Raw genomic sequence first — 20,477 nt, forward strand, 5'->3', positions numbered from 1 at the left:
CGCTTCCCAGCCGGAAACCGCTACTGCCATCACCTTGGACGAAAAATCGGGGCTACAACGGACCGGCATGTGCGTACGTCGCCAACCCCTTCGGGGGCTACCAGGTCAACGCGGCCGGGGAGCGGTTCGTCGACTCCGACTACTGGTCGGGGCAGATGATGTCGGAGGTCAAGAACGAGATCGAGTCGGCGCGCGGTCCCATCTACCTGAAGGTCAGTCACCTACCCGACGAGACACTGAGCACGCTTGAGGGCATTCTGCACACCACCGAGCGGCCGACCCGCGGTACGTTCCATGCGAATCGCGGCCATGACTACCGTACGCACGACATCGAGATGCATATCTCCGAAATCGGTTTGTGCAGCGGCCATTCCGCATCAGGTGTCTGGGTCGACGAGCATGCACGCACCACCGTCCCAGGACTGTATGCAGCGGGTGACCTGGCCTGCGTCCCGCACAACTACATGATCGGCGCGTTCGTCTACGGCGATCTCGCAGGCAGCCACGCAGCGTCCACCCTGACCGATGTCGAATCGCCACAACAACTTCCGGATGATCAGATCGCTGAGGCACACGAGCTGATCTACCGGCCGCTTCAGCATCCCGACGGTCCGCCGCAGACCCAGGTCGAGTACAAGCTGCGCCGGTTCGTCAACGACTATGTCGCCCCGCCGAAGACCGCCGCCAAGCTGTCTATAGCGGTGCAGACCTTCGACCGGATGCGCGGCGAGATCGCGGGCATCGGTGCCACCACGCCGCACGAACTGATGCGGGCCGTCGAGGTGTCGTTCATCCGTGACTGCGCTGAGATGGCCGCCCGCTCGTCGCTCACCCGCACCGAATCGCGTTGGGGCCTCTATCACGACCGCAGCGACAGCCCCGAGCGCGACGATGTGGACTGGCGCTATCACCTCAACCTCCGCAAGACGGCCGACGGTGATATTGAGTTCTTCAAGCGGCCCGTCGCGCCCTACTTTGTGCCGGTTCCCGGTTTCGACGAATTGCCCAGCGGTGAAACGGAACCCATCTCCGTGCGACAGCCCGACCTGGTCGGTGGACAGGCGCCCGCGTCCGAGGTGTCCCGCGTGCGCGAGGCAGGGGCCGCGCAACCGCCGTCGCCACGCATCGCCGCCGTGCTGGCGCTCGACGAGCCCACCATCGAACAGCTGGCACCGTTCCTGGCCGACAGCGATGCGGGCGTCCGTCGCACCGCGGTCGATGTGTTGACCGAGCACCTGCCCGATGGGTATGCGACGGCACTGGTTGCCGCGCTGAGTGACCCGAACGCCGAAGTGCGTCGCGTCGCGGCGGACGGCATCCGTGAACTCGTGGAAGTGCTGCCGGATCCGGATCCCATCCAAAGCCTCTTGACGTCCGTCGACCCGGTCGTTCGGGGCGCGGCCGTCTACGTGCTGAGTTCCCGCCGCGCCGGGGACGCCGAACAGTACCGTCGAGCAGTCGTCGACGAGGATCACCGCGTGCGCATCGAGGCGGTCCGTGCGCTGGTCTCGGTCGACGACGCTGCGGGCGTTGCCGCCGCGCGCACGGATGCGAACCGTGAAGTGCGCATCGCCGTCGCCAATGGGCTCGGCACACTGCGCACCGGCGCCGACGCGGTCCGCGAACTCATCGACGACCCCGACCCGCTGGTTCGGGCAGCGGCGTTGGCGGCGATGGGGTCGATCGGCTGGGACGACGTCGACGCGACGACCGTCGAGGGCGCACTCGCGGCGTCGGCATGGCAGATCCGGCAGGGCGCGGCCCGCGCGCTGGCCGGGGCGCCCTCGCCGATTGCCGCCGTGCCCCCACTGTCGCGCGCACTGTCTGACCCACACCTCGATGTCCGCAAGGCCGCGGTGTTGAGCCTGACCCGGTGGGCGTCGTCGGAGGACGCGGCCCGGGAGGCGCTGGAAGGCGCACTCGACGACGGCGACGCCGATGTTCGGGCCTATGCCAGGCGGGCTCTCGCGAACAGCTGAAACCTCTTCTGTCACTTTGGTTTCTGCTGTCACAGGCTGGGTGTAGTTGTCGGTGGTCGAATGTATGTTCGAGTCATGTTGGCGACTCCGGTGCAGGTGGCGATGGCCGCGCTGCGGTCCGCCCACGAGTCGCTGGCCGGCTGCGACCTGGACATGCTCACCCACCGCGAACTGCTCGACGTCCTCGACGAGCTGGAGATGTTGTCGTGCCAACTGCCCGCGCAGTGGCATCGTGCGCTGGCCCGGCTACAGACCGAAACGACGCCCAAGGAGTTGGGCGCCAAGAACTGGAAAGACGTGCTGCGGATCCGGTGGCGGATCTCAGCGACCGAGGCCAACCGCCGCCTGGCCGAAGCCGAAGTACTCGGGCCGCGACGGGCGTTGACCGGTCAACCGTTGGCGCCGGTGCTCGCGGCGACCGCCGCCGCCCAAGCCGCCGGGCAGATCACCGGTGAACATGTGGACAAGATCCGCGACGCCATGGGACGCCTTCCCGGGTTCGTGGATGCCGCCACGCGTGAGGAGATCGAACAGGACTTGGTGCGTATCGCGGTCGGTGTCGGACCCTACGAGCTGGGCAGGGCCGCCACCACGATGCTGTTCCTCTTGGATCAGGACGGCCCGGAACCCGAGGACACCGAACGACAGCGCAAACGCGGTCTCATTTGTGGCCCGCAGGGCCGTGACGGCATGGTCTCCATCAAAGGCGACCTGACGCCGGAAGCGTGGGCAGTGCTCGAACCCATCTTCGCCAAATGGGGCGCACCGGGCATGTGCAACCCCGACGACGACACCCCGTGCATCAGCGGCACCCCCTCACAGGAGCAGATCGATACCGATCACCGCACCCTGGCCCAACGCCAACACGACGCCCTGCTCGCCCTGGGCCGCAACGCGTTGGAATCCGGCGAGTTGGGTCAGCACAACGGGCTACCGACCTCGATCATCATCCGCACCACCCTCCAAGACCTCGAGTCCCGCGCCGGGGTGGGCACCACCGGCGGCGGCAGCCTCATGCCGATCACAGATGTGATCCGCCTGGCCGCCCACGCCCACCACTGGCTGGCGGTGTTCGACAAATCCACCGGACAAGCCCTGGACCTGTTCCGCGCGCGACGCACCGCGTCGGCGGCGCAGCGGATCATGTTGATCGCCCGTGACGGGGGCTGCACCAAACCGTGCTGCGCGGTGCCGGCCTACGGCGCCCAGGTGCATCACGCACTGCAGGATTGGGCCGACGGCGGCCACACCAACGTCAACGAGATGACCCTGGCCTGTGGGCCGGATAACCGCCTCGTCGACAAGGACAACGGCTGGACCACCACCATCAACGACCACGGCGACGCCGAATGGCACCCACCACCAGGCCTCGACACCGGCCAAACCCGCATCAACTACCACCACCGCCCCGAACTACTCCTGAAACCACCAGACAAAGACGACGAAAACCCGGAGCGGGGGCCATGATTCGCGAATGACCGAGTTACTGGCCGCCGAACCGCGCCGCCAGCGCCCGCCGGTCGACCTTGCCGATGCCGCGGCGCGGGATCTCGTCGATGACGTGGATTTCCCGCGGTGCCGCTGTTACGTCCAGTGTGGCTGCGACGTGTGCGCGGATGTCGGCCAGCGTCGGGGCGGTACATCCCGGTGCCACGACAACCGCCGCCGCAACTCGCTGTCCCAAGCGTTCGTCGTCGACGCCGAACACCACGCATTCGGCCACCGCGTCGTGCGACGCCACCGCCGCCTCCACCACTTGCGGCAGTACGGTCAACCCGCCTGTGCTGATTGCATCGTCGACTCGGCCCAGAACTGTCAGCACCCCTGAGTCATCAATCGCGCCAACATCATCGGTGCGAAACCAGCCCGGCTCGACGAACGGGTCGGGGTCGACCGGATTGCGGTAGCCCTTGGCCAGCATCGCGCCGCCGAGCACCACGCGTCCGTCGTCGATACGCAACCGCACACCGTCGAGCGGCAACCCGTCGTACACGCAGCCGCCCGCGGTCTCGCTCATGCCGTACGTGCGGACCACGGGAATGCCCGCGGCCGCGGCTCGGTGTGCCACCCCGGCAGGCATCGGCCCGCCGCCGATCAGCACGGCATCCATCGACGCCAACGCTGCGGTAGCGCCGGCGTCGCGCAGTGCCTTGTCGAGCTGCGCAGCCACCAGCGATACATATCGCCGGCCCGAACCGAGAGAGTCGATGGCCCAAACCAGTTCTATCGCAGAGAAACCCGCCGGTATTGCGACCGGCGCGGTCCCCGCGATGACGCTGCGCACCAACACCTGCAGCCCGGCCACGTGATGGGCGGGTAGCGCCAGCAGCCACCGTCCGGCGCCGCCAAGACGGGCATGGGTGGCCTCCGCGCTGGCCGTCAACGCCGACGCGGTCAGCAGCGCGCCCTTGGGTGTTCCTGTCGTTCCGGACGTCGATACCACTACGGCCACATCGTCGTCGACCTCGGAGTCTGCCCGCAATGACGTTGTGATCAAGGAGGTTTCGCGCTCGTCGTCTTTCGGCACCGGCAACAGCGCCGCGCGTCCGGCGAGCGCGAGTTCCACCATGGGTAGCACCGAAAGCGCCGTAGCACCAGACGGAACTGCGACGGCGCGGAGGACGGCTATGCCTGCTCCTCGCCGTCACGCGGGTCGTCGAGTGGCCAGCCTCTCGCGGCCAGCCGTGCTCGTACGCGCTCAATGTCGTCCGGCGTCGGCAGTTCGTCGGTGATCTGGGTGATCAGTACGCCGATATCGGCACTGTCGAACTCGCCGAGGTCCTTCAACTCCTTCGCGACGGCCTTCACCTCGTCGTCGGTGAGGCGGCGCTTGAGGAGCGCGAACAGCGGCACCCGGTCCGGGCCAGGCACGCCCTCCGGATAACCGGCGGTGATCCACGCGACGATCCTCGCCAGAAAGGTCACGGCTCCTCCGTACTATCGCGTGCGGTCTAGGGATTCGATGCTAATCGCGCCCCAGGCACGGTGCGATCGGCGCGGCAGGCAAACGTTTACCCCGTTGAAGTTGAACAATGGGTGAACACCTCGCCTGGTCAGACGAAGTCCCTGCTCGACACACCCTTCTGGTGGGGCGTTTCGTTAGGCAAATGGCCCCTCCGGGCCGCAGAATTAGCGCCGTGAGCGCAGAGCTGATCATCCTGGTGCTGTTGATAGCAACGGCACTGGCGTTCGACTTCACGAACGGCTTCCACGACACGGGCAACGCGATGGCGACGTCGATCGCCACCGGCGCTCTGAAGCCCAAGACCGCGGTCCTGTTGGCAGGCGTCCTGAACCTGGTCGGGGCGTTCCTGTCCGTCGAGGTCGCGGTCACCGTGACCACCTCGGTGCTCAAGGTGCAGGACAGCAAGACCGGCGAGCTGATCCCGGGGATCGACGCATCGACGGGCCTGACGATCATCTTCGCCGGCCTCATCGGCGGCATCCTCTGGAACCTCCTCACCTGGTTGTTCGGTATCCCCTCCAGTTCGTCGCATGCGCTCTTCGGCGGATTGATCGGCGCGGGCCTGGCGGCGCTCGGACTCGCGGGCGTCAACTGGTCGGGCGTCACCGGCAAGGTGCTGATCCCCGCGATCGCCGCGCCGGTCATCGCATGTCTGGTCGCCGCGGGCGGCACCTGGCTCGTATACCGGATCACCCGTCGGGTGGTGGAGGGCCGGCGAAGGGAAGGCTTCCGCTGGGGCCAGATCGCGACCGCTTCACTGGTCGCGCTGTCGCACGGCACCAACGACGCCCAGAAGACGATGGGCGTCATCGCATTGGCACTCATCACGACCGGTCACCTGACGGGCGATGTGAAGGAACAGGGACTGCCGTTCTGGATCATCTTCAGCTGCGCGCTTGCGATCGGCCTCGGTACCTACCTCGGTGGCTGGCGTGTCATCCGCACCCTGGGCAAGGGGCTCGTCGAGATCGACTCGCCGCAGGGCTTCGCCGCCGAAGCATCCTCGGCCGCAATCATTTTGAGCTCAAGCGCCGCGGGTATGGCGCTGTCGACCACGCACGTCGCCACCGGCTCGATCCTGGGCAGCGGCGTCGGCAAGCCCGGCGCCCAGGTCCGCTGGGCCGTCGCGGGCCGGATGGCCGTCGCATGGCTGATCACCCTGCCCGCCGCCGGTCTCGTCGGCGCCTTGTCGTACTGGCTGTCCGACGGGGTGAAGTCACTGACGAACTCGGCGCTGGCCGGTGACGGCCTGATCTTCCTGGTGCTGGTGGGCCTGTCCTTCTTCATGTGGTGGCGCGCCCAGCAGCAGAAGGTGGACAGCAGCAACGTCAACGCGGACTGGGACAGCTCGACGAACTCCGTTGTGCCCGCGGAACTTCGCGAGGCCGTCAGGGAATCCAAGCCGACGGCGTCGGTCTGAGCGGGACGACAAGGACACGTTGATGACGTATTTCGAAAGCATCCTCAAGGTGCTCGCCGTCGGACTGCTCCTCGGCGCAGGCCTGCCCGCGGTGTTCGCGGCCGGGCTGGTGGCCTACTCCAACGGGTCGGGCGGCCAGAATGCGGACGGCACGACCGTCGCCCCGAATCCGATGGTGAAGTTCCTCGGCATCGCACTGTTCGTCTTCGTCGGCTGGGTGATCCTGACCGCGGTTCTTTGGATCACGCGGGCGACCATCATCCATCACACCGGTATCGATCTCTTCCCCTTCATGCCCAAGAAATGAGCCGAGACGACATGGCTGTGAATCAAACTGTTTTGGACAGCGTGCTGGGCTGGCTGCACCAGGGTTATCCCGAGGGCGTGCCGCCGACGGACTACTTCGCGCTACTCGCACTGCTGAAGCGCTCGCTCACCGAGGAAGAGGTCGTTCAGGCCGCGCAGTCGATCCTGAAGAAGACCCACTCCGACACGGTGACCGAGGACGAGATCCGCACCGCGGTGCAGGCCGTCATCGACAAGGAGCCCAACCCGGAGGAGATCCACCAGGTCGCCGCGCGCCTGGCCTCGGTGGGATGGCCGCTGGCGGCCGCGCGCTGACGCTATTCGCGATTGTCGCGGCGCAGCGGATGGTTTTCGGGGACCTGCACGAAGATCAGTAGTGTCCCGTCGGGATCGGTGACGTGCATCTCGTGCAGTCCCCACGGCTCCTGACGTGCCTCGCGGTCGATCGGCACGCCGCGCCCGGTCAATTCCTGCTCGGTGGCGTAGATGTCGCGGACCTGAAGCCATATCGTCCCGCCCGCGGTAGGCGTTCCGTGGCCGGCGATCTCGATCAACGACTGGCCGGCGTAGAACACCGTGCCCGCGCCGTAGTCACGCGCGATCGCCAATCCGATCTCGTCGCGGTAGAACGTCAGCGAGCGTTCGTAATCCGCAGGCCGAATGAGCATGCGGCTGGCCAGGATCTCCATACGAACGTGTCTATCACGCTCGGTCAGCCGATTCGACGGTCGACGCCCGCCCAGTACGGTTCGCGAAGCGCTCGTTTGAGCAGCTTGCCGCTCGGGTTGCGGGGCAGCACTTCGGCGAAGTCGACAGACTTGGGCAACTTGAACCCGGCAAGCCGTTCGCGCGCATAGGCGATGAGCTCGGCCTCGGTCGGTGCGGCCCCTGCTACGGGCACGACGACGGCCTTGACCGCCTCGCCCCACCTCTCGTCGGGGATTCCGATGATGGCCACATCGCCGACGCCGGGATGGGTCATCAAAACGTTCTCGACCTCGGTGGGGTACACGTTCTCCCCGCCGGAGACGATCATGTCCTTCTTCCGGTCGTGCAGGTAGACAAAGCCGTCGTGGTCGACGTAGCCGGCGTCGCCGGTCTTCAACCACCCGTCGTCGGTGACCGTCGCTGCCGTGGCGTCGGGGTTGTTCCAGTAGCCGTGCATGTTCTGCGCCGACCGCGTCCACACCTCACCGACCGTGCCGGTGGGTACCTCGCAGCCGTCGTCGCCGACGATGCGCAGCTCCACCCACGGGTAGGGCTTACCGCAGGAGCGCAGCAGCTCAGGACGTCGCGACGGATCGTGAACGTCGAGTTGTGTTACCGAGCCGGTGGTTTCGGTCAACCCATACACCTGGATGAACTCACACCCGAAGCGGTCAAGCCCCTTCACCAGCACGTCGTCGGTGATGGGCGAAGCACCGTAGACAATGGCCCGTACGCTCGAGAAGTCGGCGCTCTCAACCTCCGGCGCGCCGAGCATCATCTGGATCACCGCGGGCACCAGCAGTAGGTTGGTGATCCGATGTCGGACAACGGAATCCAGAATCGCGGCCGGGTCGACGTCGCGCAGCACCACGGTGGTGGCGCCTTCGTACATTCCGACGAACACCCAGCCCGAGCCGGCCATGTGGAACATCGGCATCACCGCGAGGCTGACACTGTCGTCGGTGAACCGCCATTGTCCGGCGATGCCGCTGGACTTGCAGAGATAGTTGCCGTTGGAAAGCATGACACCCTTGGGTAGCCCGGTGGTGCCGGACGTGTACATCAAGAAAGCGATGTCGTCGGGACCCGTTGTGACATAAGGGTCTTCAATTGGATGGCCGGCCAACCAGTCCTCGAAAGACGGCCACCGGTCATGCGCTCCGATCGCCAAGATGTCGCCCACCGTCGTCAGCTGATCCTCGACCGCCTCCAGATGGCCGAAGAATTGGGATCCGACGACGACCATGCACGCCTGTGCGTCCTCGATGATGTGCAGCATCTCCGGTGCGGCCAGCCGCCAATTCACCGGTACGCCAACGGCACCCAGCTTGGTGAGGCCGAACATCACCTCGAAGAACTCCGCGCCGTTCTTCTCGATGAAGGCGACCCGATCACCGAAGCCCACACCGGCGGCGCGGAACGCCTGGGCGACCTGGTTGGACCGTGCGTCGAGTTCGGCGAACGAGATCGTCCGCTCACCCACGATGAGCGCGGTGGCGTCGGGCCGCCGTCGCGCCTGGACGCGGACGATGTCGGCGATCGTGGCGATTTCGGGTGCGGTCATCAGCTGCTGGGTTGTACGCGTTGACGTTTCATCACCGCGTTCACCGCGCCGGGGGCGAACGTGTTCACCGCCTGCGCGGTGACGGCCATCCGCGGTGCGATGCGCACCGGACGGACCCGTGCCGCGGTGATCATCCAGTCCGCTGCCTCGTCGGCGCTCAATCCGGGCAGTCCCTCGTAGGCGCGGGTAGGCGCGATCATCGGTGTGAGGACGAGCGGGTAGAACAGCGTCGTCGAGTGCACCCCGTCGTCGCCCCACTCGGTTTCGATGATCCGGCTGACGGAGGTGAGCGCCGCCTTCGACGCGTTGTACACCGAGAACAGGGGCGACGATTCGTTGAGCACACCCCAGGTCGACACGTTGATGATGTGGCCGTCGCCGCGCTCGCGCATACCAGGAGCCAGCCCGCGGATCAGCCGCAGCGGCGAGTAGTAGTTCAGGGACATCGTGCGCTCGACGTCATGCCAGCGGTCCAGGGATTCCGCCAGCGGCCTACGGATCGAGCGCCCCGCGTTGTTGATCAGGATGTCGATGCCGCCGAGGTCGCGCTCGAGCGCGGCGACCAGTTCGTCGACGGCGTCCAGGTCCGACAGGTCGCAGGCGTGGGCCCTCGCGGTGCCGCCGTCGGCGGAGATCCGGTCGACCAAATCGTCGAGGAGTTCCTGGCGGCGGGCGGCGACCACCACCGTGGCACCGCGGCGGGCGAACTTCGCGGCGGCGGCCTCACCGATGCCCGACGACGCCCCGGTCAGCAGGATCCGCTTGCCCTTGAGGTCGATCTCGCCGCGGTCGGGGCGGCGCAGCATCAACTGCGGGGCCAGCGGTGGTCGCATGCCGGCCAGCAGCACCTGTTCGGAGAGCCAGCGCAGCGGGTTCTTACTCACAGTCGGCGAGTCTAGGTCGACCCGCAATCAGAAGTAGCGGGGGAACTGGCTCCAGTCAGGGTCGCGCTTCTCCAGGAACGCGTCGCGGCCCTCGACGGCCTCATCGGTCATGTACGCCAATCGCGTTGCCTCACCGGCAAACAGCTGCTGGCCCATCAGCCCGTCGTCGGTCAGGTTGAACGCGTACTTGAGCATGCGGATCGCCTGCGGCGATTTGCCGTTGATGGCGGCCGCCCACTCGAGCCCGACGGTCTCGAGCGAGGCGTGATCGACGACCTCGTTCACCGCGCCCATCGCGTGCATCTGCTCGGCGTCATACGGCCTGCCGAGGAAGAAGATCTCGCGGGCGAACTTCTGGCCGACCTGCTTGGCCAGATACGCGCTGCCGTAGCCGCCGTCGAAGCTACCGACGTCGGCGTCGGTCTGCTTGAACCGCGCGTGCTCGCGGCTGGCCAGGGTGAGGTCGCATGTCACGTGCAGGCTGTGTCCGCCGCCGGCCGCCCAGCCGTTGACCAGGCAGATCACGACCTTCGGCATGAACCGGATGAGCCGCTGCACCTCGAGGATGTGCAGCCGCCCGGCACGCGCAGGATCGACGGACTCGGCGGTCTCACCGGCTGCGTACTGGTAGCCGCTGCGTCCACGTATGCGCTGGTCGCCACCGGAGCAGAACGCCCAGCCGCCGTCCTTCGGGCTTGGCCCGTTACCGGTGAGCAGGATGACGCCGATCTCGGGCCACATCCTGGCGTGGTCGAGCACTCGGTACAGCTCGTCGACGCTGTGCGGCCGGAACGCGTTGCGCACGTCGGGACGGTCGAAGGCCACCCGCACCGTCGGCTGCGGTTTCCCGTCGACGACATGACGGTGGTAGGTGATGTCGGTCAGGTCGAACCCGTCGACGGCCTGCCACAGTGACGGGTCAAAAGGGTTGTCCTTCATGCGTTTACCGGATCGAATCGGAACACCGGGCAGCGGCCGGCGAGGGCCTCGTACTCATCGGGGTTCGGACCGGTGATGAGACCGGCGTTTTTCATGAAACTGACACCGGTGGGCACCTCGACGGGGAATAGGCGCAGCAGTGGCTTTGCCTCTTCGGGCGGCAACTCGATGACGCGGACACGTTCGGAGGTCTTGCCCTGCTTCAATTCCGCCTCACCGGCTGCCCGCAGGTTGGCCGCCCAATCGCTGCCCGGCAGGCCGCCGAGCACGTAGCGCTTGCCCTCGACGGTCATCGGAGTGATGGGCGTCGAGCGCGGCTTCCCCGATTTCCGACCGGGGACCACGAGGATCACCGGTCCCTTCTCGCCCAGGGGTAGGCCGATTTTCTGGATACCGATCATGACTTTGTTGACGTACTTCAGCCACCACGGCGGCCGGATGCGCGCGCTGTCGGACATGCCTGGAACGCTACGCGACCGGATCGATGCGAAAGACGGGCAGTCGGCCTGCCAGGCTCACCAACTCGTCGACGGTCCCGGTCTTCAGCACGCCTGCTCGCTTCATGATGTCGACACCGTCGGACACCTGAACGGGGAACTCCCGCAAGATCGGTCGAGCATCCTCGGCGCTCAGCTCGACCATCCGCACCACCTCCGACCGCCTGCCCTGGGTCAGCGTCACCTGCGGGGCGGCGCGCACGTTGCGGACCCAGTCGGCACCCGGATAACCGTTCACGACAAATCGTTTGCCGTTCACGTGCATCGGTGTGACCGGAGTCGAGCGCGGCCTGCCCGTCTTTCGGCCCGGCACCGTCAGCACCAGCGGTGACTCACGTCGCGAGATCGGCACGCCGACCCGCACCAGCCTCACGACGACTTTGTTCGCGTACTTCAGCCACCACGGCGCTCGGATCGGCTCGGGACCCGTCATAGCTGCACACCGTGATCGGCCAAGGCAGCGCGCAACCCGTCGCGGCGCTCTGCCGTCGGCAGCGGATCAACGAGCACGAATCCACAGCCCAGGGCGCGCGCACCGCCGTCGGCCTCGTCGCTGTCGCCGACCATGACCGCCCGCGCGGCCTGCACCCCGAGCCGGTCCAGCGCGGTCTGGAAGATCGCCGCGTCGGGCTTGACGGCACCGACTTCGAACGACAACACGAATTCGTCGACGAACTCGGCTGCGCCGATCGACTCGAACGCCGGCCGCACGTCGAAGGCGATGTTCGACACGACAGCGGTCTTGATGCCCTGTCCATGCAGACCCTCCAGCACACCGGCGGTGTCGGGGTACGGCGTCCAGTTCAGCGGGTCGATCATCAGGCCGTAAAGCGCTTCGGCCTGGTGGTCGGCCACCCCCGACTCGCGAAGGACATGCAGGTAGGCCTCGCGGTGCAGGTGCGGGGCGAGGTCACGGTTGATCCACGCGTGATGGGCGTCGGGAGGCATGTTGACGTGCTGGCCCGTAGGTGCGGTCATCCTTCGCATCAGCTCGGCCTGTACATGGCCGTCGATCTGGCGTTCGTCGACTTCGATGCCGTGGAACCAGCTGTCGTCCTCCTCCAGCCGGAACAGCGTGCCGGAGAAATCGAACAGAGCAGCTTCGATGCGATTCACCCGCACCATGCTGCCAGGTGTGAGAACTGGCGAAACTGGCTAATTAACCACCTGTGATGAAGTTCGAGCAGGCGGTCGTGGTGGTGCCCGCGCACAACGAGATCGACAATTTGCCGCGCAGCCTGTCCGCGCTGCTTGCGACGTCGATGAGCGCGCAGATGCCGGTATTGATCGTCGTTGTGCTCGATTCTTGCGACGACGGGAGCGATCGCCTCATCGGGCGGTACGGCCCCAACGTGCACTTCATCTCGACCGACGCGGCCAACGTCGGCGCCGCCCGCGCCGCCGGGTTCGAGTACGCGCGCTCGGTGTGCACCGACGTCGAGCCCGCCCGCACCTGGTTCGCCACCACGGACGCCGACACCATCGTCGGCAGTCGGTGGCTGTCGCAGATGACGCAAGCCGACGCCGACATGGTGCTCGGCACGGTGCGCATACCGGTGTGGCGGCTCCCCGCCGAGGTGGCCCGCCGCTACCGAGCCGCCTACAACTCGAAAGGTCCGGGCCACGATCACGTCCACGGCGCCAACATGGGCTTCCGGGCCGACGCGTACTGGGGTGTCGGCGGGTTCCGTGCCCTGAGCACCGGTGAGGACGTCGACCTCGTCGAGCGATTCGAGGCTGCGCACCTGAGCATCCATCGGGACGCAAAGCTCACGGTGGCGACTTCGGCACGCGAAGACGGACGCGCCCCCGGCGGATTCGCCGCCCACCTTCGCGAGCTGGCTCGGCCACGGCGCAAGGTGCGTGCCCAGACATGACAAGTGGACTGCTCAGCCGATGGTTGGATGCCGGAGCGTTGGAGCTGCCGTTGCCCGGCGGCGGCGAAACGGCGCGACGTTGGCACCGCCTCGCCGAGCTGGCCGAGGTCGACGTGGTGGCGGCCCGCCTCGCCGAAGCTCATACCGACGCGGTCGCGATCATCGCCGAACTCGGCGGATATGAATCGAAATCCGGTGAGCTGTACGGTGTCTGGGCGGCAGAGTCACGCGACGCGGTGCTGAGCGCGCACGGCGACGGCGGATCGACGTCGTTGAACGGCACGAAAGTGTGGTGCTCGGGAGCCGGGCTGTGCACGCATGCTCTCGTCACCGCGCGACTCGACTCCGGCGAGCGCGGACTGTTCGCCGTCGATCTGCGGCACGCCGGGGTACGGCCCTTGCCGAGCGGGTGGCGTAACCCCGGGATGGCCGAATCCGATACCCGCTCAGTGCAATTCAGTGATGTACCGGCCACGCCGGTAGGCCGGCCCGGTGAGTATCTGTCGCGGCCCGGGTTCTGGCACGGCGCGATCGGCGTCGCAGCATGCTGGCTGGGCGGGGCACGCGCCGTCGCCCGGCCACTGTATGCCCGCGCTGCACAGGATTCCGTCGACCCTCACACCCTGGCGCACCTGGGCGCTGTGGACGCCGCACTGGCCGCCGGCGAAGCCATGCTGGACAGCGCGGCGGCCGCGGTCGACAACGATCCGTTGAACCGTAAAGGTGCGGCCGAGATGATCGCGCGACGCACGCGAGCGGTGATCGAAACCGCGGTCGAGGAATCGATCGCGAGAACGGGTCGCGCTCTGGGCCCGACGCCGCTGTGCCAGGACGCGCAGCACGCGAAACGCGTCGCCGACCTGACGGTTTACGTGAGGCAGAGCCACGCCGAGCGCGATCTCGAGCGGCTGGGCGTGCTGGCGGGAGCCGAGCTATGACTGTCGCGAATGTCGACAACTGCGCGCGCTTCGCCGCGAGGCCCCTCACCGACGTTGGTACGCCGACGGAGGAGTGGCTCGATGCGCTCGCAGATGTACCCGAACTGGACCTTGGTGGCTGTGACGAAATCATCGTCGTGGCAGCGCATCCCGACGACGAGACGCTCGGATTCGGTGCGTCGATGGTCGCCCTCGCCGAACGGGGGGTGCGGGTACAGGTCGTCGCCGCCAGTGACGGTGGAGCCTCGCGTGATGGCATAGGGCTGTTGGAGCGTCTGCACCTGGAACGCGTCCGTCGCGCCGAACTCCACGAAGCCATGTCGGTGCTAGGGGTCCCCGCGCCGATCTGTCTCGGCTTGCCCGACGGTGAGCTGAGCGATCACGAGGAACGGCTCGCGGACCTGCTGACCGAGATTCTGGCGCCGAGGACGAACCGGACGTGGATCGCGGCGACGTGGCGTGGCGATGGACATCCCGACCACCAGGCCGTCGGCCGTGCCGCGGCGACCGCCGCGCACCGCTGCGACGCGGTGTTGCTGGAGTATCCGATATGGATGTGGCACTGGGCCACACCCGGTGATATCGCCTTGCCATGGAATCGGGTGCTTGCCATGCCGATCACTCCACACGCTTTCGACCGCAAAACGGCGGCCGTGCGGTGTTACCGCACACAGGTCGAGCCGGACGGTGCCGATGCGCCGCTGCTGCCGTCGTTCGTACTACGGCGGCTGCTCGCCGTCAGGGAGGTGGTGTTCTGATGCCCACTCGGCTATCGACCGGGTATTTCGACCGGATCTACTCCGAGTCCGAAGATCCGTGGCAGCTCGGAGGGCGGTGGTATGAGCAACGAAAGTATGCGATCACCTTGGCGCTGTTGCCCTATCGGCGCTACCGCCATGCTTTCGAACCGGGCTGTTCGATCGGTGTGCTCACCGAACAACTCACCACACGGTGTGATCACGTCACGAGCACCGATATCGCGAGTGCGGCGCTGGACGCCGCGCACCGACGGCTGATCGACGCGGGCCGACGCCAGAACGTGACGCTGCTTCGCAGGTCGGTGGACGACCCGTGGCCGCAGGACGGATTCGATCTGGTGGTGCTGTCCGAGCTCTGCTACTACCTGCATCCCGAGGTGCTACGCGACACCCTGGACCGCGAGATACCCCTGTTGAGGCCCGGCACGACGGTCGTCGCCGCGCACTGGCGTCACCCGGTGGCCGAATACCCGATGACGGGGGACTACGCGACCGACGTCATCGCCGCGACGTCTGATCTGCATCACCTGGGCGGATACCGCGACGCGGACGTGATCGTCGAGGTATTCGATACCGGTTCCTCGAAATCGGTGGCCGCGCGGACGGGTGTGCCGGGGGCTTAGCCACGCGCGCGAACAGCCTTGTCGGCCAATACTTCCCGCTCCCGCTCGTTGTCGGTCAATCCGGCGGCGCGATCGAACTCGTCGGCAGCCTCGGCATTGCGGCCCAGCCGGATGAGGAACTCGCCGCGCACGCTGGGCACCAGGTACGAGCCGTCGAGACCGGTCAAGCCGTCGACGATCGCCAGCGCCTCGGCGGGGTCGCCGGCCATCGCCACCGCGACGGCACGGTTGAGGTGGACGACGGGCGACGGTGATACCTGGACAAGCCCGTCGTACAGCATGACGATGTGTTTCCAGTCGGTGTCACCGGCCGTGGGTGCGGTGGCGTGGCATTCGGCGATTGCCGCCTGCAGGCCGTACGAGCCCCAGCCGACACCCTTGCGCCGCAACGCGTCTGCTGATCGCTCCAGTGCCGCCACGCCGCGCCTGACCTGCGCGCGATCCCACCGGGCCCGGTTCTGAGCCTCCAACAGGATCGGCCTGCCGTCGCTGTCGGTGCGGGCCGCGAATCGCGACGACTGGAACTCCATCAGCGAGACCAGGCCGTGCACCTCTGGCTCGTCGGGAGCCAGCGCGGCGAGCACACGGCCCAACCGCAAAGCCTCACTGCACAGTTCGTCGCGGATCCAGCGCTGTCCGAACGACGCCGAATAGCCCTCGTTGTAGATGAGGTAGATCACCGACAACACAGCCGACAGGCGCTGCGGATACTCCGAGCGGTCCGGCACCTCGAACGGCACATTCGCTTCGGACAGGGTCTTCTTCGCGCGGGTGATGCGCGCGGCGATCGTCGCCTTGGACGTGAGGAAGGCGCGGGCGATCTCCTCGGTCGTCAGACCGCCGACGACACGCAGGGTCAGCGCGATCTGACCCTCGCGGGAGAGCACGGGGTGCGCCGAGATGAACACCAGACGCAACACGTCGTCGTCGATGTGGTCGGGATCCCACGCCTCGGGGGAGTCCTGGTCCTGCGTCTCCAGTTCGTGCGCCAGCACGGCGTACTTGGCGTCGAGGTTCTCCTGACGCCGCCACTGGTCGATCGCCTTGCGTTTGGCCACCGCGATCAACCAGGCGCCGGGGTTGCGCGGCACACCTGAGGCGGGCCATTGGGTCAGTGCGTCGAGGAGCGCCTCTTGCGCCAAATCCTCCGCGAAGCCGACGTCGCCGACCATCCGCGTCAACGTCGCGACGATCTTGGCGGCCTCCATCCGCCACACCGCGTCGACGGTCTGCTGGATGTTCGACACCCCACCATTCTGCCGAGGACGGGGAAAACGCTCCGACACGCCGCAGAAATGGCGGCCTCTGCCGCTGTTCGCGCAGGAGAGTTGACGGTGATGACGCACCGACTCGTGACCGCTTACCGGGAAGGCCGGAAGGCCTACCCGCAGAGGATCGCGAACCCGTACGCGGGTATCGGGGACCGGACCGTCGCGCGGATGTGGCGGATGGGCTGGCGGCGCGCCGCCGACGACAGTCGCGGTATCCCCAGTGAACGGGAGCGCATCGAGCGGCTGGCCGCCGAGATCGATGACCTCCTGGAGTAGCCGTCTCGAGGCTCTGCTCGCCCGGGACGACCGCGTCATCGTCGGCATCACCGGGTCGCCCGGCGCGGGCAAGACGGCGTTGGCGTGTCAGGTCGCGTCATCAATTGATGACGCGGTGCACGTCCCCATGGACGGCTTTCACCTCGCGGACGCGGAGCTGCGGCGGCTGGGCCGGCTCGATCGCAAGGGCGCGATCGACACCTTTGACGCGTACGGGTATCTCGCGCTGCTGCAACGCATCCGCCGAGGCGGCGAGGCTGTCTATGCCCCGGCCTTCGACCGCGATATCGAGCAACCGGTCGCGGGCAGCATCTGTGTGGAGCCGACGGCGAGGCTCATCGTGACCGAGGGTAACTATCTGCTCGATGACGACGAGCCGTGGCCGCTGGTGCGGCGCACGCTGGACGAGGTGTGGTTCGTGGACTGCGCACCCGATGAGCGTCGACGCCGGCTCATCGCGCGCCATGTCGAGTTCGGCAAGTCGCCCGAGCGGGCGGAGGCGTGGGTGCGCGCCATCGACGAGCCGAACGCCGAGCGCATCGACCGCGGCCGCGGTAGGGCCGACCTAGTGATCTAGCGCATCGCGAGTGACCGTGTTGGCACTGCGACACGCCGCTATTGGGCGTACAGAAGCGGTCGCTCGCGAAGCAACTCAGCCGATCGCGCGGTCCGCACCCTCCCAGAACTGTGCCCGCACCGCCTTCTTGTCCGGCTTGCCCAGCGCGGTCACCGGCACCGAATCGACGATGATCACCTGCTTGGGCGACTGCACCGAACCCTTGCGCTCCTTGACCGCCGACTGGATCTCGGCCGTCATCGTCGCGATCGCCGCCTCGTCGGACGGGGCATCGGGCCGCAGCACGACCACCGCGGTCACCGCCTCACCCCACTTCTCGTCGGGCGTGCCGATCACGCACACCTGCGCAACCGAAGGATGCTCTGCGACAACGTCTTCCACCTCGCGCGGGAACACGTTGAAGCCGCCGGTGACGATCATGTCCTTGGTCCGGTCGACGATGTACCAGAAGCCGTCCTCGTCCTCGCGGGCCAGGTCGCCGGTGTGCATCCAGCCGTCCCTGAACGTCTCGGCCGTCGCCTCCGGCTTGTTCCAGTAACCGCCGGACACCAGCGGACCGGACACGCAGATCTCGCCGACCTCACCCTGGGGCACCTGGTTTCCGTCGGCATCGAGCAGCGCGGTGCGCGCGAACACCGTCGGCCGCCCGCAGGACGTCAACCGTTTCTCGTCGTGATCGCCCTTGGGCAGGTAGGTGATGACCATCGGCGCCTCGGACTGGCCGTAGTACTGCGCGAAGATCGGGCCGAACCGGTCGATCGCCTCCTTCAGGCGCACCGGGTTCATTGCCGAGGCGCCGTAGTACACCGTCTCAAGTGACGACAGGTCGCGGGTGTGCGAATCCGGGTGGTCCATCAGTGCGTAGATCATCGACGGCACCAGCATGGTGGCCGTGATCTTCTGCTCCTCAATGGTTTTCAGCACCTCAGCCGGATCGAACTTCGTGAGCACCACCAGCTCGCCGCCCTTGATGATGGTCGGCACGAAGAAGGCCGCGCCTGCGTGCGACAGCGGCGTGCACATCAGGAATTTCGGACGATCGGGCCACTCCCACTCCGCGAGCTGAATGGTCGTCATGGTGGTGATCGACTGCGCGGTGCCGATCACGCCCTTGGGCTTACCGGTGGTGCCGCCGGTGTAAGCCATGCCACCGATGTGGTCCGGCGGCAGGTCAGCGGCGACCAACGGCTTCGGCGAGTACTTGGCGGCTTCGGCGGTGAGGTCCACGCCGACCTCGGCGAGTTCCTCGGGGACCGGGCCTATCGTCAGCACCTGCTTGAGACCGGGAACCTTCTCGAGCAACCCCTTGGCCCGCTCGACGAACATCGGGTTCGGGTCGATGGTCAGCGACGTGACGCCGGCGTCGTTGAGCACGTATGCGTGGTCGTCCAGTGAGCCGAGAGGGTGTAGTGACAGGCGTCGGTAACCCTGCGTCTGGCCGGCCCCCAGGATCATCAGCACCTCGGGCCGGTTCAGTGCCAGCAGCCCGCTCACCACCCCGGTGCCCGCACCCAGTGCCTCGAAGGCCTGAATGTACTGGCTGATGCGCTCTGCCAGCTGGCCGCCGGTCAGTGTGGTGTCGCCGAGGAACAGCACCGGCTTGTCCTTGTTGCGCTTCAGCGCGCCGACCGTGAGGTGCCCGGAATGGATGGGATGCCGCAGCAGCGCTGACGAGCGCTCGCGCGAGGAAGAGACTGCATCAGTGCTCATGCCTCCAGATTAGAACGTGTTACAGAAATGGTTTCAAGGGAACCCCGAACGGGCTTCTTCCGATCAGTGAGTGAGAAGAAGTTGCGCGAGGCGATTCTGACGCTGGCCCGCGAGCGGGCGCCGGCCAAAACCATCTGCCCGTCGGACGCGGCACGCGCCGTCGGGGGCGACGACTGGCGCGATTTGATGGAAGGCGCCCGCGACATCGCGCGAGACCTCGCGAGAGCCGGCGACGTGGAGATCATGCAGCGCGGCGAGGTGATCGACCCGGACGCACAGTGGCGCGGACCCATCCGGATTCGCGCTCGGCCGCGGTGACGTTCAGCAACGTGAATAGCTGGTTTCGCTGATTTGCTGTCGGCGCGTTTTTCGATGGGCTAGCGTGCGAATGTTCCACCCGGCGACACTGTAGGTATGGGCGAATTTGCTTTGGCGTCAATAACATTGGGCCTCGCATCGCCTTTCCTTAGCGCGAAGGAGCGAAAGATGAGCTGGACCAATGCCTCCCGTGTCGGCGGCATCGTGGCTAAGGGTGCTCTCGCCGGTGCGCTCATCGTCGTCGCCACGACGGGCGCGGCTGGCCCGGCGATCGCGATGCCCGTCTTCGGCGGAACGTCCATTGCGCCGGCACCGCTCCAGCCGCCCGGGCCACCGACCGGGCCAGACGATCCCCGATGCATCAGCCAGCCAACCAACCCCGTGTGCCAGGGCGGCCCCTATGCGCCGCCGCCTCCTCCCGCCATGGGGTCTCCGACCGGTCCAGGTGATCCTGCGTGCGTCAGCCAGCCTGCCAATCCGGTGTGCGCGGGCGGTCCGTACGGGCTGCCGACGCCGCCTCCACCTCCTCCGCCACCCCCGCCGGCACCCCCGGCACCCCCGCCACCCCCGCCGGCGCCGCCGGTCGCGCCGCCGCCCCTGGCGCCGCCGCCGGCGCCGCCAATCGCGCCGCCACCGATGGCGCCGATCGCACCGCCGCCGATGGCACCGATAGCACCGCCTCCGGTGGCCCCCGCGGGTATGGGCGGAATCGGCGGCCCGGCCGGCATGGGCGGAATCAGCGGCATGGGCGCCGGTATGGGTGGAATCGGTCATATCGGTGGCATGGGCGCCGGTATGGGTGGAATCGGACATATCGGTGGCATGGGCGCCGGCATGGGCGGAATGCCCGGACACGTGTGACGAGAG

At 67.1% G+C, this 20,477-nt stretch carries 24 protein-coding genes; 13 read left to right on the forward strand and 11 right to left on the reverse strand.

Annotated elements, in window-relative coordinates:
* A partial coding sequence (locus M1248_RS29210; RefSeq protein WP_317150508.1) for a HEAT repeat domain-containing protein occupies nucleotides 1–1,979 on the forward strand: 1,979 nt, incomplete at its 5' end.
* 60 nt (nucleotides 1,980–2,039) lie between these two features.
* Nucleotides 2,040–3,446 (forward strand): HNH endonuclease signature motif containing protein, encoded by a 1,407-nt coding sequence (locus M1248_RS29215; RefSeq protein ID WP_317150509.1) that lies wholly within the window; start codon nucleotides 2,040–2,042, stop codon nucleotides 3,444–3,446.
* A gap of 16 nt (nucleotides 3,447–3,462) precedes the next feature.
* Here the strand turns inward: M1248_RS29215 and menE are convergent, their stop codons facing one another.
* Both menE and M1248_RS29225 read right to left on the reverse strand, forming a co-directional pair.
* A complete protein-coding gene (gene menE, locus M1248_RS29220; protein ID WP_317150510.1) occupies nucleotides 3,463–4,548 on the reverse strand; it encodes an o-succinylbenzoate--CoA ligase in 1,086 nt (361 codons plus the stop codon).
* Between the two features lie 56 nt (nucleotides 4,549–4,604).
* Nucleotides 4,605–4,904, reverse strand: a complete 300-nt coding sequence (locus M1248_RS29225; protein ID WP_163734667.1) for a DUF3349 domain-containing protein — start codon at nucleotides 4,902–4,904, stop codon at nucleotides 4,605–4,607.
* A 212-nt stretch (nucleotides 4,905–5,116) separates the two neighbouring features.
* Here M1248_RS29225 and M1248_RS29230 point away from each other — a divergent pair, with 212 nt between their 5' ends.
* From M1248_RS29230 to M1248_RS29240, 3 genes are read left to right on the forward strand one after another with little or no spacing between them, the layout of a single operon-like run.
* Entirely contained in the window at nucleotides 5,117–6,364 is a 1,248-nt protein-coding gene (locus tag M1248_RS29230; RefSeq protein WP_163734670.1) for an inorganic phosphate transporter, read from the forward strand.
* Nucleotides 6,365–6,386: 22 nt separating this feature from the next.
* A complete protein-coding gene (locus M1248_RS29235) occupies nucleotides 6,387–6,671 on the forward strand; it encodes a hypothetical protein (protein WP_163734673.1) in 285 nt (94 codons plus the stop codon).
* Between the two features lie 11 nt (nucleotides 6,672–6,682).
* Nucleotides 6,683–6,985, forward strand: coding sequence for a DUF3349 domain-containing protein (locus M1248_RS29240; RefSeq protein ID WP_317150511.1), 303 nt, complete (start codon nucleotides 6,683–6,685; stop codon nucleotides 6,983–6,985).
* A gap of 2 nt (nucleotides 6,986–6,987) precedes the next feature.
* On the opposite strand, the gene M1248_RS29245 is transcribed toward M1248_RS29240, so the two are convergent.
* From M1248_RS29245 to M1248_RS29275, 7 genes are read right to left on the reverse strand one after another with little or no spacing between them, the layout of a single operon-like run.
* Nucleotides 6,988–7,359 carry a VOC family protein gene (locus M1248_RS29245; RefSeq protein ID WP_163734678.1) on the reverse strand — a complete coding sequence of 124 codons (372 nt, stop codon included), beginning with the start codon at nucleotides 7,357–7,359 and terminating at the stop codon, nucleotides 6,988–6,990.
* Nucleotides 7,360–7,382: 23 nt separating this feature from the next.
* Nucleotides 7,383–8,942 (reverse strand): long-chain-fatty-acid--CoA ligase, encoded by a 1,560-nt coding sequence (locus tag M1248_RS29250; protein ID WP_163734682.1) that lies wholly within the window; start codon nucleotides 8,940–8,942, stop codon nucleotides 7,383–7,385.
* Nucleotides 8,942–9,826 carry an SDR family oxidoreductase gene (locus tag M1248_RS29255; RefSeq protein ID WP_317150512.1) on the reverse strand — a complete coding sequence of 295 codons (885 nt, stop codon included), beginning with the start codon at nucleotides 9,824–9,826 and terminating at the stop codon, nucleotides 8,942–8,944. Before M1248_RS29255 ends, M1248_RS29250 begins: the two co-directional genes overlap by 1 nt.
* Before the next feature lie 27 nt (nucleotides 9,827–9,853).
* Nucleotides 9,854–10,765 (reverse strand): 1,4-dihydroxy-2-naphthoyl-CoA synthase, encoded by a 912-nt coding sequence (locus tag M1248_RS29260; protein WP_163734690.1) that lies wholly within the window; start codon nucleotides 10,763–10,765, stop codon nucleotides 9,854–9,856.
* The gene (locus tag M1248_RS29265) at nucleotides 10,762–11,223 is read right to left on the reverse strand and encodes a nitroreductase/quinone reductase family protein (RefSeq protein WP_163734692.1); all 462 of its coding nucleotides are present in this window, start codon (nucleotides 11,221–11,223) and stop codon (nucleotides 10,762–10,764) included. The genes M1248_RS29260 and M1248_RS29265 overlap by 4 nt, the downstream gene beginning before the upstream one ends.
* A 10-nt stretch (nucleotides 11,224–11,233) precedes the next feature.
* The gene (locus tag M1248_RS29270; RefSeq protein WP_317150513.1) at nucleotides 11,234–11,695 is read right to left on the reverse strand and encodes a nitroreductase family deazaflavin-dependent oxidoreductase; all 462 of its coding nucleotides are present in this window, start codon (nucleotides 11,693–11,695) and stop codon (nucleotides 11,234–11,236) included.
* A complete protein-coding gene (locus M1248_RS29275) occupies nucleotides 11,692–12,387 on the reverse strand; it encodes an HAD-IA family hydrolase (RefSeq protein ID WP_317150514.1) in 696 nt (231 codons plus the stop codon). Before M1248_RS29275 ends, M1248_RS29270 begins: the two co-directional genes overlap by 4 nt.
* 47 nt (nucleotides 12,388–12,434) lie before the next feature.
* Here M1248_RS29275 and M1248_RS29280 point away from each other — a divergent pair, with 47 nt between their 5' ends.
* The 4 genes from M1248_RS29280 to M1248_RS29295 are packed head-to-tail and all read left to right on the forward strand — an operon-like array spanning nucleotide 12,435 to nucleotide 15,458.
* Nucleotides 12,435–13,139: a glycosyltransferase gene (locus M1248_RS29280; protein ID WP_163734698.1), complete on the forward strand. Its 705-nt coding sequence runs from the start codon at nucleotides 12,435–12,437 to the stop codon at nucleotides 13,137–13,139.
* The gene (locus M1248_RS29285) at nucleotides 13,136–14,077 is read left to right on the forward strand and encodes an acyl-CoA dehydrogenase family protein (RefSeq protein ID WP_163734700.1); all 942 of its coding nucleotides are present in this window, start codon (nucleotides 13,136–13,138) and stop codon (nucleotides 14,075–14,077) included. Before M1248_RS29280 ends, M1248_RS29285 begins: the two co-directional genes overlap by 4 nt.
* Complete coding sequence (locus M1248_RS29290) at nucleotides 14,074–14,835, forward strand: PIG-L deacetylase family protein (RefSeq protein ID WP_163734702.1); 762 nt, start codon at nucleotides 14,074–14,076, stop codon at nucleotides 14,833–14,835. Before M1248_RS29285 ends, M1248_RS29290 begins: the two co-directional genes overlap by 4 nt.
* The gene (locus M1248_RS29295) at nucleotides 14,835–15,458 is read left to right on the forward strand and encodes an SAM-dependent methyltransferase (RefSeq protein WP_163734704.1); all 624 of its coding nucleotides are present in this window, start codon (nucleotides 14,835–14,837) and stop codon (nucleotides 15,456–15,458) included. Before M1248_RS29290 ends, M1248_RS29295 begins: the two co-directional genes overlap by 1 nt.
* Here the strand turns inward: M1248_RS29295 and M1248_RS29300 are convergent.
* On the reverse strand, nucleotides 15,455–16,666 hold the full coding sequence (locus M1248_RS29300) for an RNA polymerase sigma factor (RefSeq protein ID WP_317150546.1): 1,212 nt from the start codon (nucleotides 16,664–16,666) through the stop codon (nucleotides 15,455–15,457). The two genes, M1248_RS29295 and M1248_RS29300, sit on opposite strands and share 4 nt — an antisense overlap.
* 129 nt (nucleotides 16,667–16,795) lie before the next feature.
* On the opposite strand from M1248_RS29300, the gene M1248_RS29305 reads away from it, so the two are divergent.
* Together M1248_RS29305 and M1248_RS29310 are read left to right on the forward strand one after the other, a co-directional pair.
* Nucleotides 16,796–17,005 (forward strand): hypothetical protein, encoded by a 210-nt coding sequence (locus M1248_RS29305; protein ID WP_163690889.1) that lies wholly within the window; start codon nucleotides 16,796–16,798, stop codon nucleotides 17,003–17,005.
* The gene (locus tag M1248_RS29310) at nucleotides 16,989–17,582 is read left to right on the forward strand and encodes a nucleoside/nucleotide kinase family protein (protein WP_317150515.1); all 594 of its coding nucleotides are present in this window, start codon (nucleotides 16,989–16,991) and stop codon (nucleotides 17,580–17,582) included. Before M1248_RS29305 ends, M1248_RS29310 begins: the two co-directional genes overlap by 17 nt.
* A 75-nt stretch (nucleotides 17,583–17,657) precedes the next feature.
* Here the strand turns inward: M1248_RS29310 and fadD8 are convergent, their stop codons facing one another.
* On the reverse strand, nucleotides 17,658–19,292 hold the full coding sequence (fadD8, locus tag M1248_RS29315) for a fatty-acid--CoA ligase FadD8 (protein ID WP_163734708.1): 1,635 nt from the start codon (nucleotides 19,290–19,292) through the stop codon (nucleotides 17,658–17,660).
* Between the two features lie 66 nt (nucleotides 19,293–19,358).
* On the opposite strand from fadD8, the gene M1248_RS29320 reads away from it, so the two are divergent.
* A complete protein-coding gene (locus tag M1248_RS29320) occupies nucleotides 19,359–19,610 on the forward strand; it encodes a DUF3253 domain-containing protein (RefSeq protein WP_232076322.1) in 252 nt (83 codons plus the stop codon).
* A gap of 168 nt (nucleotides 19,611–19,778) precedes the next feature.
* Nucleotides 19,779–20,471, forward strand: coding sequence for a hypothetical protein (locus M1248_RS29325; RefSeq protein WP_317150516.1), 693 nt, complete (start codon nucleotides 19,779–19,781; stop codon nucleotides 20,469–20,471).
* The last annotated feature ends 6 nt before the right edge of the window (nucleotides 20,472–20,477 follow it).

This window comes from Mycobacterium sp. 29Ha (assembly GCF_032883055.1).
GTDB lineage: Bacteria > Actinomycetota > Actinomycetes > Mycobacteriales > Mycobacteriaceae > Mycobacterium > Mycobacterium gallinarum.

Bases quoted from the DNA above. Each gene is read 5' to 3' on its own strand.
- M1248_RS29285 (WP_163734700.1), top strand. From the start codon at position 13,136: ATGACAAGTGGACTGCTCAGCCGATGGTTGGATGCCGGAGCGTTGGAG.
- M1248_RS29215 (WP_317150509.1), top strand. From the start codon at position 2,040: ATGTATGTTCGAGTCATGTTGGCGACTCCGGTGCAGGTGGCGATGGCC.
- M1248_RS29245 (WP_163734678.1), bottom strand. From the start codon at position 7,359: ATGGAGATCCTGGCCAGCCGCATGCTCATTCGGCCTGCGGATTACGAA.
- M1248_RS29260 (WP_163734690.1), bottom strand. From the start codon at position 10,765: ATGAAGGACAACCCTTTTGACCCGTCACTGTGGCAGGCCGTCGACGGG.
- M1248_RS29250 (WP_163734682.1), bottom strand. From the start codon at position 8,942: ATGACCGCACCCGAAATCGCCACGATCGCCGACATCGTCCGCGTCCAG.
- M1248_RS29265 (WP_163734692.1), bottom strand. From the start codon at position 11,223: ATGTCCGACAGCGCGCGCATCCGGCCGCCGTGGTGGCTGAAGTACGTC.
- M1248_RS29310 (WP_317150515.1), top strand. From the start codon at position 16,989: ATGACCTCCTGGAGTAGCCGTCTCGAGGCTCTGCTCGCCCGGGACGAC.
- M1248_RS29300 (WP_317150546.1), bottom strand. From the start codon at position 16,666: ATGGAGGCCGCCAAGATCGTCGCGACGTTGACGCGGATGGTCGGCGAC.
- M1248_RS29325 (WP_317150516.1), top strand. From the start codon at position 19,779: ATGAGCTGGACCAATGCCTCCCGTGTCGGCGGCATCGTGGCTAAGGGT.
- M1248_RS29290 (WP_163734702.1), top strand. From the start codon at position 14,074: ATGACTGTCGCGAATGTCGACAACTGCGCGCGCTTCGCCGCGAGGCCC.
- M1248_RS29280 (WP_163734698.1), top strand. From the start codon at position 12,435: ATGAAGTTCGAGCAGGCGGTCGTGGTGGTGCCCGCGCACAACGAGATC.
- menE (WP_317150510.1), bottom strand. From the start codon at position 4,548: ATGGTGGAACTCGCGCTCGCCGGACGCGCGGCGCTGTTGCCGGTGCCG.
- M1248_RS29295 (WP_163734704.1), top strand. From the start codon at position 14,835: ATGCCCACTCGGCTATCGACCGGGTATTTCGACCGGATCTACTCCGAG.
- M1248_RS29275 (WP_317150514.1), bottom strand. From the start codon at position 12,387: ATGGTGCGGGTGAATCGCATCGAAGCTGCTCTGTTCGATTTCTCCGGC.
- M1248_RS29305 (WP_163690889.1), top strand. From the start codon at position 16,796: ATGACGCACCGACTCGTGACCGCTTACCGGGAAGGCCGGAAGGCCTAC.
- M1248_RS29270 (WP_317150513.1), bottom strand. From the start codon at position 11,695: ATGACGGGTCCCGAGCCGATCCGAGCGCCGTGGTGGCTGAAGTACGCG.
- M1248_RS29235 (WP_163734673.1), top strand. From the start codon at position 6,387: ATGACGTATTTCGAAAGCATCCTCAAGGTGCTCGCCGTCGGACTGCTC.
- fadD8 (WP_163734708.1), bottom strand. From the start codon at position 19,292: ATGAGCACTGATGCAGTCTCTTCCTCGCGCGAGCGCTCGTCAGCGCTG.
- M1248_RS29240 (WP_317150511.1), top strand. From the start codon at position 6,683: ATGGCTGTGAATCAAACTGTTTTGGACAGCGTGCTGGGCTGGCTGCAC.